Annotated in this window: 14 protein-coding genes; 11 read left to right on the top strand and 3 right to left on the bottom strand. The window is 74.8% G+C overall.

Annotation, left to right across the window (positions count from 1 at the left end):
• Window positions 1-310: 310 nt before the first annotated feature.
• A complete protein-coding gene (locus tag WCD74_RS16870) occupies window positions 311-847 on the top strand; it encodes a DUF4333 domain-containing protein (protein WP_337696031.1) in 537 nt (178 codons plus the stop codon).
• 3 nt (window positions 848-850) lie between these two features.
• Here WCD74_RS16870 and WCD74_RS16865 read toward each other — a convergent pair whose 3' ends face one another.
• On the bottom strand, window positions 851-1,474 hold the full coding sequence (locus WCD74_RS16865; protein ID WP_337696030.1) for an L-threonylcarbamoyladenylate synthase: 624 nt from the start codon (window positions 1,472-1,474) through the stop codon (window positions 851-853).
• Between the two features lie 128 nt (window positions 1,475-1,602).
• On the opposite strand from WCD74_RS16865, the gene WCD74_RS16860 reads away from it, so the two are divergent.
• Window positions 1,603-2,085, top strand: coding sequence for a hypothetical protein (locus WCD74_RS16860; protein WP_337696029.1), 483 nt, complete (start codon window positions 1,603-1,605; stop codon window positions 2,083-2,085).
• A gap of 43 nt (window positions 2,086-2,128) precedes the next feature.
• A complete protein-coding gene (locus WCD74_RS16855; protein ID WP_337696028.1) occupies window positions 2,129-3,169 on the top strand; it encodes a magnesium and cobalt transport protein CorA in 1,041 nt (346 codons plus the stop codon).
• Here the strand turns inward: WCD74_RS16855 and WCD74_RS16850 are convergent.
• On the bottom strand, window positions 3,166-4,446 hold the full coding sequence (locus WCD74_RS16850; RefSeq protein ID WP_337696027.1) for an aminotransferase family protein: 1,281 nt from the start codon (window positions 4,444-4,446) through the stop codon (window positions 3,166-3,168). The genes WCD74_RS16855 and WCD74_RS16850 overlap by 4 nt on opposite strands.
• A gap of 65 nt (window positions 4,447-4,511) precedes the next feature.
• Between WCD74_RS16850 and WCD74_RS16845 the strand changes: the two genes are divergently transcribed.
• Both WCD74_RS16845 and WCD74_RS16840 read left to right on the top strand, forming a co-directional pair.
• A complete protein-coding gene (locus WCD74_RS16845; protein ID WP_337696026.1) occupies window positions 4,512-4,979 on the top strand; it encodes a GNAT family N-acetyltransferase in 468 nt (155 codons plus the stop codon).
• Between the two features lie 123 nt (window positions 4,980-5,102).
• Window positions 5,103-6,254: a lysylphosphatidylglycerol synthase transmembrane domain-containing protein gene (locus WCD74_RS16840; RefSeq protein WP_337696025.1), complete on the top strand. Its 1,152-nt coding sequence runs from the start codon at window positions 5,103-5,105 to the stop codon at window positions 6,252-6,254.
• Here WCD74_RS16840 and WCD74_RS16835 read toward each other — a convergent pair.
• Complete coding sequence (locus tag WCD74_RS16835; RefSeq protein WP_337696024.1) at window positions 6,240-8,270, bottom strand: Hsp70 family protein; 2,031 nt, start codon at window positions 8,268-8,270, stop codon at window positions 6,240-6,242. The genes WCD74_RS16840 and WCD74_RS16835 overlap by 15 nt on opposite strands.
• Window positions 8,271-8,544: 274 nt before the next feature.
• Here WCD74_RS16835 and WCD74_RS16830 point away from each other — a divergent pair, with 274 nt between their 5' ends.
• The 6 genes from WCD74_RS16830 (at window position 8,545) to WCD74_RS16805 (ending at window position 16,423) form a co-directional block, all read left to right on the top strand.
• Complete coding sequence (locus WCD74_RS16830) at window positions 8,545-9,627, top strand: hypothetical protein (RefSeq protein ID WP_337696023.1); 1,083 nt, start codon at window positions 8,545-8,547, stop codon at window positions 9,625-9,627.
• Between the two features lie 81 nt (window positions 9,628-9,708).
• On the top strand, window positions 9,709-10,467 hold the full coding sequence (locus WCD74_RS16825) for an IniB N-terminal domain-containing protein (protein WP_337696022.1): 759 nt from the start codon (window positions 9,709-9,711) through the stop codon (window positions 10,465-10,467).
• Between the two features lie 33 nt (window positions 10,468-10,500).
• Window positions 10,501-12,063, top strand: coding sequence for a hypothetical protein (locus WCD74_RS16820; RefSeq protein WP_337696021.1), 1,563 nt, complete (start codon window positions 10,501-10,503; stop codon window positions 12,061-12,063).
• Between the two features lie 37 nt (window positions 12,064-12,100).
• Window positions 12,101-13,930, top strand: a complete 1,830-nt coding sequence (locus WCD74_RS16815) for a dynamin family protein (RefSeq protein WP_337696020.1) — start codon at window positions 12,101-12,103, stop codon at window positions 13,928-13,930.
• Complete coding sequence (locus WCD74_RS16810) at window positions 13,927-15,438, top strand: dynamin family protein (RefSeq protein ID WP_337696019.1); 1,512 nt, start codon at window positions 13,927-13,929, stop codon at window positions 15,436-15,438. Before WCD74_RS16815 ends, WCD74_RS16810 begins: the two co-directional genes overlap by 4 nt.
• 148 nt (window positions 15,439-15,586) lie before the next feature.
• Complete coding sequence (locus WCD74_RS16805) at window positions 15,587-16,423, top strand: hypothetical protein (RefSeq protein WP_337696018.1); 837 nt, start codon at window positions 15,587-15,589, stop codon at window positions 16,421-16,423.
• Window positions 16,424-16,633: the final 210 nt, after the last annotated feature.

Here is a 16,633-nt window from a genome sequence, read left to right as displayed (position 1 = left end):
TCCTGATGCACGAACGGGTCGTTCGTTCCGTTCCGGGCGGCCCGCGCCACCCGGTGCCGCCCCGCTCCGGTGACCACCGGGCCCGCGCTCGCTACCATCCGCAGCACCGGCCCCGAGGAGCTCCGGAGGAGCGATGCCACCGCAGGTCCCGCCGTCCGGCCCTCCCGGCCCGTCGCGCGGGCCCTACCCCGGCCCGCCGCCCCAGGGGCCCGGGCCGCGGCCGGGACCGCCGCCCCGCCCGCCGACGGGGCCCTTCCCCGCGACCGGGCCCGGGTCGGGCGCCTTCGCCGCGCCGCCACCCCGCCCTCCGGTGCAGTCGATCTACGGGCCGGGCGGGCCGACCAGGAAGTCCGCGCCGACCCCGGCCCGCCGGTCGCGGATGGCCGTGGCCGCCCTCGTGCTGGCGGTGCTCGTCGCACCGGTCGGGTTCGTGCTCGGGATCGTGGCGCGGCGCCGCATCACCGCGTCCGCGGCGCCGGTGTTCGACCAGGATCCGTGGGGCGGGTCCGACCGCGAGCGCCTCACCGGCCGTCCGCTCGCGACGGCCGCTGTCGTCGTCGGGCTCCTGCTCACGCTCCTCGAGATCGCCCTGGTCGTCGCGCTGACCGTCGGCATCCCCACGAGCTGGCTGCCGACGAACGACCTGTCGGCCGACCGCGTGCAGACCACCATCGGGCAGACGCTCCCGCAGGTCGCGGGCACCGTCCGCTGCCCCGGACCGCTCCCCGCGACCGTGGGCGCCACGATCACCTGCACGGCGACCGAGAACGGCCGTCCCATCAACCTCCGGGCCACCGTCAGCAGCGTGGACGGCCGCGACGTCAAGTTCGACGTGGCGCGCGCCTGAGCGTCACCACCGCCAGACGCGCTCCTCGCCGGCGCCCTGCCGGACGATCTCGGGCTCCGGGCCGGACAGGTCGACCACCGTGGTCGGCTCCTTGCCCTGGTCCCCGGAGTCGAGGACGGCGTCGACCTGGTGCTCCAGGCGCTCCGCGACCTCCCAGCCCTCGGTCGGGGGTTCGCTCTCGCCCGGGAACAGCAGAGTGCTCGACAGCAGCGGCTCGCCCAGCTCGTCGAGCAGGTCCCGGGTGACCGTGTTGTCCGGGATGCGCACCCCGACCGTCCGCTTCTTCGGGTGCGCGAGCCGGCGGGGGACCTCCCGGGACGCGGGGAGGATGAACGTGAACGGACCGGGCGTCGCCGCCTTGACGGCGCGGAACACCGGGTTGGACACCTCGACGAACTGCCCGAGCTGGGCGAAGTCGCGGCAGACCAGCGTGAAGTGGTGCCGGTCGTCCAGCGCGCGGATGCTGCGGATCCGGTCGACCGCCTCCCGGGCGTCGATGCGGCAGCCCAGGGCGAACCCCGAGTCGGTCGGGTAGACGATCAGGCCGCCGTCGCGCAGGAGCGCCACGACCTGCGTGATCGTCCGCCGCTGCGGGTTGCGCGGGTGCACGTCGTAGAACCTGGCCACCTCCGGCAGCGTAGGCGCCCGGCCCGCGCGATCCACGCCACCCGCGCTCCGACGTGTGCGACCGCCGTGCCCGGGTACCTCCGTGATGCAACCGAGACCCGGGTGCTCCGGGAGCAGGAGGCACAGACATGGCAGCGCACGCGGCACCCGGCGGGACCCGCTCCGCGGTCCGGCTCGCGACCACCGGCCTCGCGGTGGCCGTCACCGGGCTCCTGGGCGGCGGGACGGCCCTCGCCCACGACGGCGGGTGGGACCACCACGGCCACTCGGGCCACTCGGGGTCGTCGGGCCACTCCGGCCATGACGACTCGTCGTCGTCCATGGCCGACTCGATCCGCGCCGAGGCGCAGGAGGCCGGCGACGACGCCCGGTCCGACGCGCGCGAGCGGGTCGCGGACGTCCTGGCCGACCTCGGGCTCCCGGCGTCGGACAGCGGAACCGGCGGGTCGGACGAGTACGCCGACGTCGACGCCGAGCAGGCCGGGCCCGCGGTGCAGCCCGCCGCGTCGGAGCGCCCGGCCACCAGCACGCAGCCGATCGCCGCGGGCAGCGGGGTCGACGCCACGGAGGTCCCGCCGGCCGGGGAGACCCAGGTCATCCCCATCCGGTGACGGCCGGACGTGCGGTGCCCCGCATCGGGGTACCTGGCCCGACATGAGCGTCGTCGACAACGCCGTCTACCGGGCCGGACGCCGCGAGTCCGAGCCGGACAGCCTGGACGGGACGCTCGGCGTCCTGCGCGACGAGGAGTCCGCGGACGGCCGCGGTCCGGCCGACTTCGCGTGGATCGGCCTGCTGCGTCCCGACGACGACGAGATGATGCGCGTCGCGCGCGACTTCGGGCTGCCCGAGCTCGCCGTCGAGGACGCGGTGCACGCCCACCAGCGACCGAAGATCGAGCGCTACGACGACATCGAGTTCGTCGTGCTCCGGCCCGCCTGGTACGTCGACGAGGACGAGGACGTCCAGGTCGGGGAGATCCACCTGTTCCTCGGCTCGGATTTCGTGGTCGCGGTGCGGCACGCCGAGGTGCCCGACCTCGCCGACGTCCGCCGCCGTCTCGAGGACGACCCCGACCTCCTGCAGCTCGGTCCGCGCGCCGTGCTCTACGGCATCCTCGACCGCATCGTCGACGACTACGCGCCCGTGGTCTCCGAGCTCCGCCGCGACATCGACCAGATCGAGACCGAGGTGTTCGGCGGCGACCCCGACGTCTCGCGGCGCATCTACCGGCTCTCCCGTGAGGTCATCGAGTTCCAGCGCGCCACCGACCCGTTGCGCGGGATGATGCGCACCCTGCTGGCCGAGACCGGCGACGACGCCGACGCGGTCCAGCTGCACCGCGGCCTGCGGGACGTGGCCGACCACGTCGAGCAGGCCGTCGAGGCCGCGGACGGGTTCCGCCAGCTCCTCGAGCGCCTGCTCAGCGTGAACGCCTCGCTGGTCGGCCAGCGGCAGAACGACGAGATGCAGCGGCTCTCCGAGACCAGCCTCGCCCAGGGCGAGGAGGTCAAGAAGATCTCCAGCTGGGCCGCGATCATCTTCGCGCCGTCGATGATCGGCGGCATCTACGGCATGAACTTCGAGCACATGCCCGAGCTCTCCTGGACCTACGGCTACCCCTTCGCGCTGGGCCTGATGGTGGCGGCCGCCGTCGTGCTCTACGCGGTGTTCAAGAGCCGCGGCTGGCTCTAGGCACCGGGTGCGCTCGGCACCGGCGATTCGAGCGGCAGGGCGTCCAGACCGGCCCGGATGCCCTCGCCGAGCAGTCGGATCTCCTCGTCGGTGACGGTCAGCGGCGGCGAGACCGCGACCCCCTTGCCGAGTCCGCGGACCAGCAGGCCGGCCGCGCGGGCGCCAGCCAGGACCTTGTTCGGGGCGTCCGGCACGGACGAGAGCACCTCGGCGGTGAGTTCCACCGCGCCGAGCAGACCGAAGCCGGACCGGACCTCGGCGACGTACGGGTGGTCGCGCAGCGGCGCGAGGGACGCCTCGAGGGCCGTCTCGAGCTCCTGCCCCTTCGGGATCAGGTTCTCCCGCTCGTAGACGTCGAGGGTGGCCAGGCCCGCGGCGCAGCAGGTCGGGTGGCCGGAGTACGTGGGGCCGTGCCGGAAGGTGCGCTCGCCGGGGGTCGTCCACCAGGGCTCGGCCACCGCGGCGGACACCAGCACCCCGCCGAGCGGCAGGTAGCCCGCGGTGACGCCCTTCGCGAACGTCACCAGATCGGGCTGCACGCCGAAGCGCTCGATCCCGAACCACGTCCCGAGGCGGCCGAACCCGCAGATCACGGCGTCGATGACCAGCAGGACGCCGTGGCGGCGGCACAGCTCCGCCACGCCCTCGACGTAGCCGGGCGGCGGGATGTGCACGCCGCCGGCGCCGGTCACCGGCTCCATCACGAACGCGGCGATGCGTTCCGGGCCGACGTCGGCGAAGACCTTCTCCACGCCGTCGAGGTCCTGCGGGGCGACGGTGTTCTCCCCGGCGAGGACGCCCCAGCCCTCACGGTTGGCGGGGATGCCGACGATGGACGTCCCGTAGCCGTGCGTGCCGTGGTAGCCGGTCTCGCGGGACACGACGTGCACCCGCTGGTGCTCGCCGCGGGCCTGCCAGTAGGCCCGGGAGATCTTCACGGCGGTGTCGATGGCGTCCGCCCCGCCGGAGCCGAGGAAGATTTTCGAGTCCGCGCCGGTGGGGGCCAGGGCCGCGAGCCGGTCCGCGAGCTCGAGCGCGGGGCGGTTCGCGATGTCCGCGAAGCAGGAGTAGGCCTCCAGCTTCGCCATCTGCGCCATCGCCGCCTCGACGATCTCGGTGCGGCCGTGGCCGACGTTGGCGTACCAGAGGCTCGCGCACCCGTCGAGGTAGCCGCGGCCGGCCTCGTCGTACACCCAGGCGCCCTCGGCGCGGTCGACGACGAACTCGTGCTCGCGGACGGCGGCCATGTCGGAGAACGGGTGCCAGAGGGATGCCATGGCCCCGATGGTGGTCCCCGCCACGCCGCGTGCCAACCCCGCGCCCGGGCCTACGGTCTCCTGTCGTGGACGTCCGGCCGATGACCGTCGAGGAGGCGGTGACCCTCGCCTTCGAGCCGGAGGCGTACGGCGAGCGCTTCGGGCTCGCCCTCGTCGACGGCTGGGACGAGCCCGGCACGCTGGAGCCGACGGTCGTGGCGCTCGAGGGCGGGGTGGACCCGCGCTGGCTGACCCACCTCATCGTGTGCGACGGCGAGGTCGTCGGGATGGGTGGTTTCACCGCGCCGCCGCAGGACGGCGAGGTCGAGGTCGGGTACCACGTCGCCCCTGCCCGTCGGGGGTGCGGCATCGCGACGGCGGCCGTGGCGGGCTGGGTCGCCCGGGCTCGCTCGGCAGGTCTGGTCCGGGTGCTGGCCCGCACCGCACCGGGGCCCAACGCCTCCACCACGGTGCTCTCGAGGTGCGGTTTCGTCCGTGACCCGGCCCGGGAGGACCGGGCCGCGACCTGGTGGTGGGTGCACGCGCTGCGGTGAGATCGAGGTCGCTCCGGGCACGGTCGATCACGGGTGTGGACCTTGCTCCGATCGGCTATTCACAGCCGCGATGCTCGACACCCCGCGTACACCTGGCGGGGCCGATGGAGGACAGTGGAGGACGTGACGGTGACGACGGGCGAGGTGATCGGCCGGGTCCGGCGCGTCGCGTCACGGCCGGCCGCCCGGGTCGCCCTCGGGGTCGTCGTCGTCGCCGCGCTCGCCGTCGGGGGCTATCTCGTCCTCCCGACGATCGAGGCCGCCGGCGCGGCCCTCGTCGACGCCGACGCGCTGTGGGTCACCGTCGCGGTCGCCTGCGAGGCCGGGTCGATCCTGGCCTTCTCGTTGCTGCACCACCGGCTGCTGCGCGCCGCCGCGGTGCGGGTCCGGTTCCGCGCGGTCGTCATGGTGACGCTCGCGGCGAACGCGCTGCACCTCACCGTCCCCGGCGGTGCGGCCCTCTCGACCGCCTACACCTTCCGCAAGCGCCGCGCGTGGGGTGCCTCCGGCCCGGTCACCACGTGGACGATGGTGGCCGGCGGGGTGGCGGCGAGCCTCGCGCTCGCCGGGATCGCGGTCGGATCCGCCCTCGTCGTCAACGGCCGTGCGACCACCCTCGGACCGCAGCTGCTCCAGCTCGCCGGGATCGTCGCCCTGGGCGCGCTCATCGTCGTCGTCAGCCGCCGCCCCGGGCTCATCACCGCCGCCGGTGCGGCCGGGCTGCGCCTGGTGAACCGCCTCCGCCGCCGTCCGCGCGAGACCGGTGTCCCCGAGCTCGTCGCCCAGATCGAGGGTCTCGCCCTCATCGAGCTGCGCGGGCGCGGACGCCTGGTGGTCGGCTCGTCGGCCCTGGCGAACTGGCTGCTCGACATCTCCTGCCTGGCCGCCTGCTGTGTGGCGGTCGGGGCGAACGGGATGACGCTGTCGCTGGTCCTCGTGGCCTACGCCGCCGCCACCGCCGCCTCGAGCGTCGCGTTCCTGCCCGGCGGGCTCGGCCTCGTCGACGGTGCGCTGCTCGCGGCCCTCGTCGCCGGCGGTGTCCCCCCGCACCCCGCCCTCGCCGCGGTCCTGCTCTACCGGCTGGTGAGCTTCATCGGCGTCGCGGCCGCGGGCTGGCTCGCGTGGCTCTGGGTGCACACCCGCGGCGGGGTCGACGAACGACCCCTCGCCGACCGTGACCACGAGGCGCTGCCCGGCCCCGAGGTGCAGACCCTGCCGTTCCCGTCGGTGCGGGGCCGGGCCCCGGCCGCCCCGCCGTCGTCACGACCCCTCTGACCCCGGCTCCGGCGTCGGCTCCGTGGTCGGCCACGGTTCCTCGGTCGGCTTCGGGTCGGTGGTCGTCCCCGACCCGTGGTGCCCGCCGCCCCCCGACCCGCCGTTCGACGAGCCCCCCGACGAGGAGCCGCCCCGCGAGCCGCCGGAGGCGGAGCCTCCGCCCCCGCTGCGGGAGCCCGAGCCCGTGCCCGACGCCGGGTCGCCCGCGACGGCCGCGTCCGTCGGCTCGACCGGGGCCGGGACGACCTGGCTCGACGTCGGAGCCTCGGGCGGCGGCGTGACCGTCGCCGACACCGAGGCGTTGCGCGCGTAGACGACCCCGCCGGTGGTCAGCGCGGCGACCAGGGCCACCGCCGCGGCGACCGTGATCACCAGGCGGGTCCGCGACCGCGGCGCCTCCGCCGGGGCGGGGGCCTCCTGCCACGGGGCCGGGGGCGTCGTCGGGGGCCGCGGCGGGGTCCGCCCGCCGGGCGTGAGGGAGGTGACGGCCTCCCCCGCGGCGGTGTGCGGCCCGGTGTGACGGGCCGGGCGGCCGGGGGCCGGGAAGTACCCGGAGCCCTCGTCACGGCGGACGTTCGGTGCCGCCGGGAGGCGCCCGGAGGTCGACGGCGACGGGAACCGCGCCGACCCGGGACCGGTCACCGGCAGGCGTCCCGACGGCGGGCCGGTGCGGGTCGGCCGCGAGGGCGTCGGGGTGTGGGCCGGGGTGTTCGCCGGAGCGGCCGACGCCGCGGCCCGCAGGTCCAACAGGCCCGAGGACGGGCTCGACGACGAACGGGGGGCGGCGACGCCCGCGGCGCCCGCCAGGGTCGAGGTCACGGCGGCCGCGGTGGCCGCGTTCGCGGCGCCGGCACCGACCGCGGCCGCGGCGGCGGACCGTCCCGACGGCGCCGACCGGGACGGCTGCGACGCCACCGGACGCGGGGCGATCGTGAGGACGGCGCCGACGGCGATCGAGGTCTTCGGGTCGGCGTCGACCGCCACCGGACGGTCGAGCTCCTCGGAGACCATCTGCGCGACGAGCGGGATGCGGGAGGACCCGCCGACGAGCAGGACGGCCTGCAGGTCGGCGGCGGCCAGTCCGGCGGACTCCACGGTCCGGCCGAGGGCGCTCACGGTGTGGTCGAGCGACGAGCGGATCATCGACTCGAACTCGTGCCGCGTCAGGCGCACGTTCGTGCGCACGGTCGGCAGCAGGACCGGGATCGTCACCTCGGTGTCGAAGGAGAGCGCCTCCTTGGCCTCCACGCATTCGTGGCGCAGCCGGGAGATCGCGGACTCCACCTCGGGGTCCTCCGGGTCGAGCTCGTCGAAGGCGGCGCCGACCCCCGCGCGGACGTGGTCGAAGACGCGGTCGTCGAAGTCCACGCCGCCGAGCTGCTCGATGCCCTCCGGGTTGCCGGGCAGCTCGAAGCCCGAGCCCGCCCGCCGCACGACCGCCGCGTCGAAGGTGCCGCCGCCGAGGTCGTAGACCGCGACCGCGCCGCCCGCGTCCACCCGCTCCTTCGCCGCGTAGGCGACGGCCGCGGCCTGGGGCTCCGGGAGGAACGTCGTCGCGGTCAGGCCGACGTCGCGCAGCGCGGCCGCCAGCAGCTCGCGCCGGTGCTCGCCCCAGCTCGCGGGGTGGGTGACCGCGATCGTCTCGGCCGGCCCGCCCTCGCGTTCGGCGACCTTGTCGGTGACCCACCGGGCGAGCCGGGCGGCGAGCTCCTGTGCGGTGTGCACCGAGTCGCCGACCACCAAGGGGACGTCGTCACCGATGCGGCGCTTGAACTGGCGCACGACGCGCTCGGGCTCGGTGCGCGCGCGCCGCTCGGCCGCCTCGCCCACCAGCACGGTGCCGTCGGCCCCGAGGTGCAGCACCGAGGAGATCGACGCCGCCCGGTTCCCGAGCGCGACGATCTCCGGTTCGCCCCAGGTTGCCGCCGCCCCGGAGCCGCCGGTCGGCCGCGAGACGGCGGCCGCGGTGTAGGTCGTGCCCAGGTCGATGCCGAGCCGGTAGCGCGGGCTGCTCATGACCGCCGTCCTCTCTCGCGTGGGTCCACGGGTGACGGCCCGAGTATCCCGGCCCCCGGGTGGACGCAGAGCGATCGGTCGGGGGTCTAGGGAGAATCCCCGCATCCGAACGGGTGACGACCCCCCTGTCACCTATCACGATGGGTCAGCACACTCCGGGGTCGGTCCCGAGCGGCCGTCGGCTTCGCCCCGATGGCCCGGGGGCCGCGGATTCCTAGCGTCATCGCCATCGCAGCCACCGGCAGCCCGCCGGCCTCACACCCAGGAGACCCCGATGACCCAGCCGACCACGACCACCACCGGCAACGAGGACTTCGCCGCCGCGTGGGACCGTCTCATCCAGTGGCTCAACGGCCTCTCGCCCGAGGCCCGCGCCGAAGCCCTGCAGAACCCCGGCGACACCCTCGACGCCGTCGGTCTCGGCGAGGTCGACGCGCCGTCCCTCCAGCAGGCGATCGTCAACTCCGGCAGCTTCAACCGCGAGTACAACATCGGGAACTCCGGTGGCGGCGGCGGCGGTGGTGGCGCCGGCGGTGGCGGTGGCGCCGGGCACGTCACGCCGCCCCCGCCGCCGAACTGCGAGCCGCTTCCGGGCGAGACCGCGCACGAGGCCACCGAGCGCGTCATGAACTACTACATCAACAACACCTACACCTCGATCGTGGACCAGTCGACGAACATCGGCGGCAGCGTCTTCGGCGACGTCAACAACCGCCAGGTGAACGGCGACAACAACCAGGTCGGCGACGGCAGCACCTTCGGCGACAACCTCGACATCGACGGTGACGGCGCCGTGGTGACCACCGGCGACAACAACCAGGTCACCCCCGGCGACGGCAACGTCGTGATCGGCGACAACAACACGCTCGACGACATCGTCACCGGCGACCACAACGCGACCGGCGACGGCGCGGTGGCGCTCGGCGGCGGCTCGGTGGGCGGCAACCTGAACACCGGCGACAACGCGCAGACCGGCGACGGCTCGGCGTTCGGTCAGGGCAGCGCCGTCGGCGAGGGCAACATCGTCGGCAACTCGGGCGTCATCGGCAACGGCAACACGGCCGCCACGGGGGGCAGCACGGCCGGCTTCGGCGACGGCAACGTCAACAGCGGCGGCATCAACGCCTCGCACGGCGGCGCGGTCGGCATGGGCGACGGCCCCGTGACCTCGAACAACTCCGAGGACAACGACGGCGTCGACAACGACAACTCGAACAACCAGGACAACGACGTCGTCAACTCGAACAACCAGGACAACGACCAGGACAACGACGTCGTCAACTCCAACAACCAGGACAACGACCAGGAGACCAACAACAACGACGTCGACACCGACGCCGGCTTCCTCAACCTCTGACGAGGCGGTCCGGTCCGACCCGCCGCGTGCCGGCGGGTCGGACCGGCTCCCCATCCGATGACGACGAGGAGGTGAGTACGCGTGACGGACACGGCGCCGGGGCCGGAGAGCCTGGTCGACTGGATGACCGGCCTGGTGTCGGACCCCGTCGCGCGGGCGCGCTTCACCGCCGATCCGCGGCACGAGCTCGGGGCGCAGGGCCTCGCGGACCTCGACCCCGCCGACGTCGCCCACGCGATGCCCCTGGTGACCGACGTGGTCGCCGCCCGGTTCGACGCCGTCGTCGAGCCCGCCGCCGCGCCGGCCCAACTCGCCGGGGAGAGCGCGGTCGACGCCCTGACACGACACTTCTCCGCGGTCCCCACGGCCGTGGCCCCGGCCGCCGACACCGAGGGCGACGACTGGACGGAGAGCCTCGCCGACGACCTCGCCGGAGCCCCCGACGGGTTGGAGGGCGTCGTGTCCGCCGGCCCCGGGGTGGACCTGGACCTGGACGGCACCGGCGACCTCGACGGCGTCCACCACGACCACGACCTCGACGTGATGACCCGTCTCGACGACGACCACACGCTCGACGGCGACGCGCCCGACGCGAGCGCCGCCGCTCCCACCCTCGGCTTCGGTGCACCACCGGCTCCGGACGTCCCGCGTGACGCGGTCGACGCGGTCGACCCGGTCGTGGTCGACGACCCGCCCGAGGAGCACGACCTGGACGACCACCGGCCGGGCGCGCTCGAGGCCGATCCCCTCGACGCGGGCGGAATCGACCTCGACGACCACCACGCGGGCGTCGACCACCTGCCCGACGACCCCGTGCACGACCTCGACCCGACGCCCTGAGCGACGGCCACCTTCACCGAGGAGACGATCGCCATGACCCGCCCGCAGGTGTACGACCCGCTCGGCCTCGAGGGCGACGCCCTGCCCGCCCCGGGCACCGACGAGGGCTGGGCCGCGCTCGCGGCCGAGGCGGCCCGCAACGGCTACCCCGACCCGCAGTCCTACGTCGCCGCCTACCAGGCCGGCGAGGTCAACGTCGGCTTCGCCGGGTACCAGCCCGGCAACCCGCACACCGGGTTCGGGCAGCTCCAGGCCTACGACCACGCCGCGGGCGAGGCGGGCATCCCGATCGGTGAGTACGCCTCCCTGCACACGCCCGAGGCCCTCGCCGCAGCCCGCGGCGAGGACGGCGGCGAGGACGTGCCCGCAGAGCCGGCTCCCGCCGGGCCGAGCCCGTTCACCCCGCCCGCGAACTTCACCGCCGACGGCAGGCCGATCGAGTACGACGCGTCCGGGCAGCCGATCGTGTTCCGCGACGACATCGTCTACTTCAGGGCCCCGAGCCTGCCCGAGGGCGTCGACCACTACGACCGCTACACCGGCGAGCCGCTCGACGCCCAGGGGCACGTCGTCCCCGGCGTGCCCAATGCCGGCGAGGGCTACGAGTTCACCTCCGCGCTCGACCAGCGCGTCGCCCTCGACGAGCACGGGCGGATCGACCCCGACGAGGTCGAGCGGCTCGAGGCCGAGGCCCGCGAGCACGGGCGGGACACGGTCGCCGACGACGTCGCGGGGACCACCCGCCCCTTCCCCGGCCACCCGCTCTCGGACACCGGGGAGTTCGCGCGGCCGGTCCCGGCGCCCGGGCAGCCGCCGCTGGTGTACTCCGGGCCGGACGGCAGCTACGTGATCACCTCGGCCGGCACGGTCCTCACGGCCGGCCCGGGTGCGGACCTGAGCTACGAGGGCGAGGACGGTTCGGTCGTGATCGACGGCTCCGGCCGGGTGACCGCGGTCGACGGGGACGGGAACCCGATCGACGTCCTCCGCGGCGAGCCCGAGTTCGGGGACCGGGTCTACGACGCGCCCGGCCCCGTCCCGGAGCCGCGCGAGCCCGGGGACCTCGACCTCGACGGCATCTCGCTGCGGCCCGAGTACGACGACTTCCCCGACCTCGTCGACACCGACGGCGACGGCATCGTCGACTCCGTCGCGCCGAAGACGGGCGACGACGGCTTCGTCACGAACGAGTACCGCCACCCGCCGGGCGAGGGCCCCGACCTCGGGGCGGACACCGACGTCGACGCGTGGGAGCCGGACCCCGACCCGGGGCAGGTCGCGCCGGAGGGTTCGTTCGGCACCGGGCACGAGCCGGGCACCACGACAGTCGGCGGCGGCTTCGCGCAGGGCGCCGACGACGACGCCGCTCGCCTGCAGGAGGCGTACGAGGACCGGTCCGGCAACGTCCTGGCCGACAGCGACGACAGCGACCGGGACGACGACACGGGCGCCTTCGACGACGACCTGTCGGACCACTCGTCCGACCACGGCTCCGCGGAGCAGGATGACCCGGGGTCGGAGAACTCCGCGTCGTCCGACTCCGGGTCCGACGACTCCGGGTCCGACGAGCCGGCGGGCCTCGGGCACGCCGGCTGAGGACCCGTCGTCGGGAACGATCCGAAGGGACCCACACGTGGCCGACACGAGCAAGGCGCTCGCGCTGATCGACCTCGCGCTGCAGGCGACCGAGGCCTACGGGCGGCCGGACCTGTCCGGGCGGCTGCGGGCCACCCGGGCGCGCATCGCGGACCCGGACGTGCGCGTGCTCGTCGTGGGCGAGTTCAAGCAGGGCAAGAGCGCCCTGGTGAACGCGCTCGTGAACGCGGACGTCTGCCCGGTCGACGACGACATCTCGACGGCCGTGACGACGGTCGTGAAGTACACGAGCGGGCAGCCCGCGGTGACCGTGGTGCGCGAGACCGCGGCCGCGGGCGACGGCGAGTCGCGCGAGGAGCGCACCGACGTACCGCTGGAGGACGTCCAGCGGTACGTCTCCGAGGCCGGCAACCCCGGCAACCGCGAGAACGTCAGCTACGTCGAGGTGCGGCTGCCGCGGCGCGTCCTGTCGACGGGGCTCGTCGTCGTCGACACCCCCGGGGTCGGCGGCCTCGGGTCGGCCCACGGACAGATGACCATGGGGGCGCTCCCGACGGCGGACGCGGTCCTGCTGGTCTCCGACGCCGCGCAGGAGTACACCGCGCCCGAGCTGCGGTTCCTCACCCAGGCGATGTCGCTGTGCCCGAACGTCGCGTGCGTGCTGACCAAGACCGACCTGTACCCGGAGTGGCGCCGGATCGCCGAGCTCGACCGCGGCCACCTGACGAAGGCCGGCGTCGCCGCGGAGCTGCTGCCGACGTCGTCGGTGCTGCGGCAGGTCGCGGCGCGGACCAACGACGCGGCGCTGAACGAGGAGGCCGGGTTCAAGGCCCTCGTCGGGTACCTGCGCGACCGGGTCAGCCGGCAGGCCGAGGTGCTCGACCGGCGGTCGGCCTCGCAGGACGTGCTCTCCGTCGTCGAGCAGATGGCCCAGAAGATGCGGACCGAGCTGGAGGCCCAGCAGGACCCGGGGCAGGCGGAGGCGCTCATCGCGCGCCTCAAGGACGCCCAGGAGCGCGCGGAGAGCCTCAAGAAGCGCTCCGCGCGGTGGCAGCTGACGCTCAACGACGGCTTCGGTGACCTGCAGTCCGACATCGAGTACGACCTCCGCGACCGGATGCGGTCCATCCAGAAGGAGGCCGAGGAACGCGTCGACGAGGTCGACCCGCTCGACGTCTGGGACCAGTTCGCCGACTGGGTGCACTCCGCCGTCGCCGGGGCGGCGTCGACGAACTTCGTGTGGGCCTCGCAGCGCGCCCGCCACCTGGCCGGCCAGGTCGCGGACCACTTCGTCGCGGGAGGCCAGCAGGCCCTGCCGGCGATCGAGCGCCTGGGCCCGCGCGGACTGGGCGGCCAGGTCAACCCGATGATCCGTCCGGACATGGAGCGCTACCGCCTCGGGCAGAAGCTGTTCACCGGCATCCGCGGCGGCTACGGCGGCATGCTGATGGCCGGGATGGCGACGTCGCTCGCGGGTCTCGCGATGATCAACCCGATCTCGGGCGGCGTGGCGCTCCTGCTCGGGGCCAAGGGCGTCAAGGAGGAGAAGACCCGGCTGCTCGCGAAGCGGCGGGCCGACGCGAAGAGCTCCGTCCGCAAGCACATCGACGACGTGTCGTTCCAGGTCGGGAAGGACTCCCGGGACATGCTGCGGATGGTCCAGCGCACCCTGCGCGACCACTTCCAGGACCTCGCCCAGGAGCTGACGACCTCGATGTCGGAGTCGGTGAAGTCCGCGCAGGAGGCGGTGCGGACCGTCACGACCGACCGGGAGAAGCGGGTGAAGGACCTGCAGGCCGAGCTCGAGCGACTGGCCGCGGTCGAGAAGCAGGCGCACGACCTCGTCGCCGCGGACCCGAAGCGATGACGAGCGCGCCGCCCCGGCAGAACCTGGGCTCCCGGGCGCGGTCGCTGCTGCGGTCGGCGCTCGACGAGTACGCCGACAGCCCGCAGGCGGCGGGCTGGCTGCGCCACCACCTCGACCGGTTCGACGAGCCGCTACGGCTGGCCATCGCGGGCAAGGTCAAGGCCGGGAAGTCGACGCTGCTCAACGCCCTGGTCGGGGAGGAGATCGCGGCGACGGACGCGGGCGAGTGCACCCGGGTGGTGACCTGGTACTCCGACGGCCCGAGCCCCCGGATCGTCCTGCACCCGCGGGAGGGCGAGCCGCGCCAGCTGCGGACCCGGCGCGGCGAGCACGGTGGGCTGGTCGTGGACCTCGACGGCACCCCGCCGGAGACCGTCGACCGCCTGACCGTCGACTGGCCGTCGTCCGGCCTGCGCACGACCGCGCTGATCGACACCCCGGGGATCGCCTCGCTGACCGCCGACGCGGCCGGACGCGCGGGGGAGTTCCTGACGCCGGACGAGGCCCCGGGCCAGGCGGACGCGGTGCTCTACCTGATGCGCCACCTGCACGCCGCCGACGCCCGGTTCCTCGAGTCCTTCCACGACCGGCACGTCGCCCGGGCGACCCCGGTGAACACCGTGGCGGTGCTCTCGCGCGCCGACGAGATCGGGGTGGGGCGGCTCGATGCGCTGCTGTCCGCGCGCCGGATCGCGGAGCGGTACCGGACCGACGAGAAGCTCTCCACGCTGTGCCAGACGGTGGTGGCCGTCGCCGGGCTGCTGGCCCTGACCGGCCGCACGCTGCGGCAGGACGAGTACCTGGCCCTGCGCGGCCTCGCCGCCGTCGACCGGTCGGTGACCGAGGGGCTGCTGCTCTCGGCGGACCGGTTCGTGACGCCGCCGCCGTCGTTGTCGGCAGCGTTGCCGGACTCGGTCGGGGCCGAGGTCCGGGCGGCGCTGCTCGCGCGGCTCGGGGTGTTCGGTGTGCGGACGTCGCTGTCGCTGCTGCGCCAGGACCCGTCGACGGACGCGGCGGCCCTCGCCGCGGCGCTCGTCGCGCGGAGCGGCCTGGACGAGCTGCGCACCGTGCTCGACACGCAGTTCACCGAACGTCGCGACCTGCTCAAGGCGCGGTCGGCGCTGCTCGCGGTCGAGTTGGTGGTCCGGCGCGAGCCGCGGGCGGGGTCGCGGGCCCTCGCCGGCGAGATCGAGAAGGTGTTCGCGGGCGCCCACGAGTTCGCGGAGTTGCGGCTGCTCTCGGCGCTGCGGTCCCGGACGGTCACGCTCTCCCCCGAGGCCCGGGAGGAGGCCGAGCGTCTGGTCGGCGGGGCGGGGTCACGGACGGCGGTGCGCCTCGGACTCGATCCCGAGGCGGACGCCGGCGCGTGCCGGGTCGCGGCCGTCGAGGCGTTGGGGCGGTGGCGCAAGCGGGCCTCGTCGCCCCTGTCCGATCGCGCCACGGCCGACGCGTGCGGCGTCGTCGTCCGGAGTTGCGAGGGCATGCTCGTGTCGCTCACATCGCCCTGACACTCGAACGGGTGGTACGTGCGGACGTAGCTCCTGGGGACCGAATGGAGTATCAGGAGGTCCATACGGACGTGCCGTTGTCGGTGGTGGACAGCGCCCGACCGGACCGTCTCCCGGCCGGGCGACCCCCCGGACGACGGAGGCGTGTGTGGGTAGCGGGCTGGCGGAATCGGACTTCGTGCGCCTCGGCGACGCGTTGCAGCAGCGCCACCGGGTGCAGGGCCGCGTCCGGCGGACGGCCGTGACGGTCGCGTGCGCCGTCCCGGCGGTGCGCGAGCGCGTCCCCGCCCTGGCCGGGCTGCCGCAGCTGACGGTGGTCTGCTCGTCCTCGGCCGTCGGGGACCGGATGGCGGCCAAGTACGACGGGGCCCGGCACGGCGTCCCCCGGCGGCTCGCGGTCTCCGTGCTGGCCCTGCCGGAGTCGTCGGAGGACTACCTGCGGGGGCGGTCGAAGCAGGCGCTCCGCACCAACAGCCGCCGCGCGCGCGAGGCGGGTGTGAGCTGCCGCCGCATGGGTCGCGTCGAGGCCGAGGTCCGGCTCACGGCGCTGCTGCGGGCCCGCGGGGAGGAGGAGCTGCTCCCCGGGGTGCGCGCCGACCTCGTCGCCGGTGTCGTCCAGGCCTGGCTGGCCCGGGACGCCGACGACCACACCGAGGTGATCGCCCTGACCTCCGTCGACGGCGCCTTCGCCCGCCTGGACCTCATGCTCTCCGCGCCCGACGGCGACACCGGTCCCGCCCGCTACCTGCTCTCCGCCCACCTGGTCGGCGAGCTGATCGACCGCGGTGTCCGGCACCTCGCCGTCGACACCGCCCTCTGGCTCGACGCCGGGCTCCGCCACTTCCAGCGCCTGCTCGGGTTCGAGCCGACGACGCTGGAGTTCCGGCGGGGTCCCGCGACGGACGAACCGGACGACGGCGTGTTCCCGGCGCCCCGCGTCTCGTCGGCGCCGGTCCCGGTGCCGGCCGCCGTGGGTTCCTCCTGATCCTCGCGTCCCGGGGTCGACGGGGGTCGGCTCCGGGACGCGTCCCCCTCCGGTCAGAAGGGCGGCTCGTCGTCGTGGGGGTCGGGTGGCGGGTGGTGGCGGTGTCGGAGGTCGTGCCAGGTGGCCTGTGCGGCGTCGGTGATGCGGCCGTGCTTGTTCGGGCGGGGTCGCCAGGCCGTGGTGGGTTTCGGGATGTGCCAGGCGTCGGTG

Source organism: Actinomycetospora aurantiaca (assembly GCF_037401875.1).
Classification (GTDB): Bacteria; Actinomycetota; Actinomycetes; order Mycobacteriales; family Pseudonocardiaceae; genus Actinomycetospora; species Actinomycetospora aurantiaca.
The sequence above is the reverse complement of the archived record's forward strand: the minus strand, read 5'-3'. Positions and strand labels throughout refer to the sequence as shown.

Coding starts and splice junctions, on each gene's coding strand:
- WCD74_RS16860 (WP_337696029.1), top strand. CDS start 1,603: ATGGCAGCGCACGCGGCACCCGGCGGGACCCGCTCCGCGGTCCGGCTC.
- WCD74_RS16855 (WP_337696028.1), top strand. CDS start 2,129: ATGAGCGTCGTCGACAACGCCGTCTACCGGGCCGGACGCCGCGAGTCC.
- WCD74_RS16850 (WP_337696027.1), bottom strand. CDS start 4,446: ATGGCATCCCTCTGGCACCCGTTCTCCGACATGGCCGCCGTCCGCGAG.
- WCD74_RS16835 (WP_337696024.1), bottom strand. CDS start 8,270: ATGAGCAGCCCGCGCTACCGGCTCGGCATCGACCTGGGCACGACCTAC.
- WCD74_RS16830 (WP_337696023.1), top strand. CDS start 8,545: ATGACCCAGCCGACCACGACCACCACCGGCAACGAGGACTTCGCCGCC.
- WCD74_RS16820 (WP_337696021.1), top strand. CDS start 10,501: ATGACCCGCCCGCAGGTGTACGACCCGCTCGGCCTCGAGGGCGACGCC.
- WCD74_RS16810 (WP_337696019.1), top strand. CDS start 13,927: ATGACGAGCGCGCCGCCCCGGCAGAACCTGGGCTCCCGGGCGCGGTCG.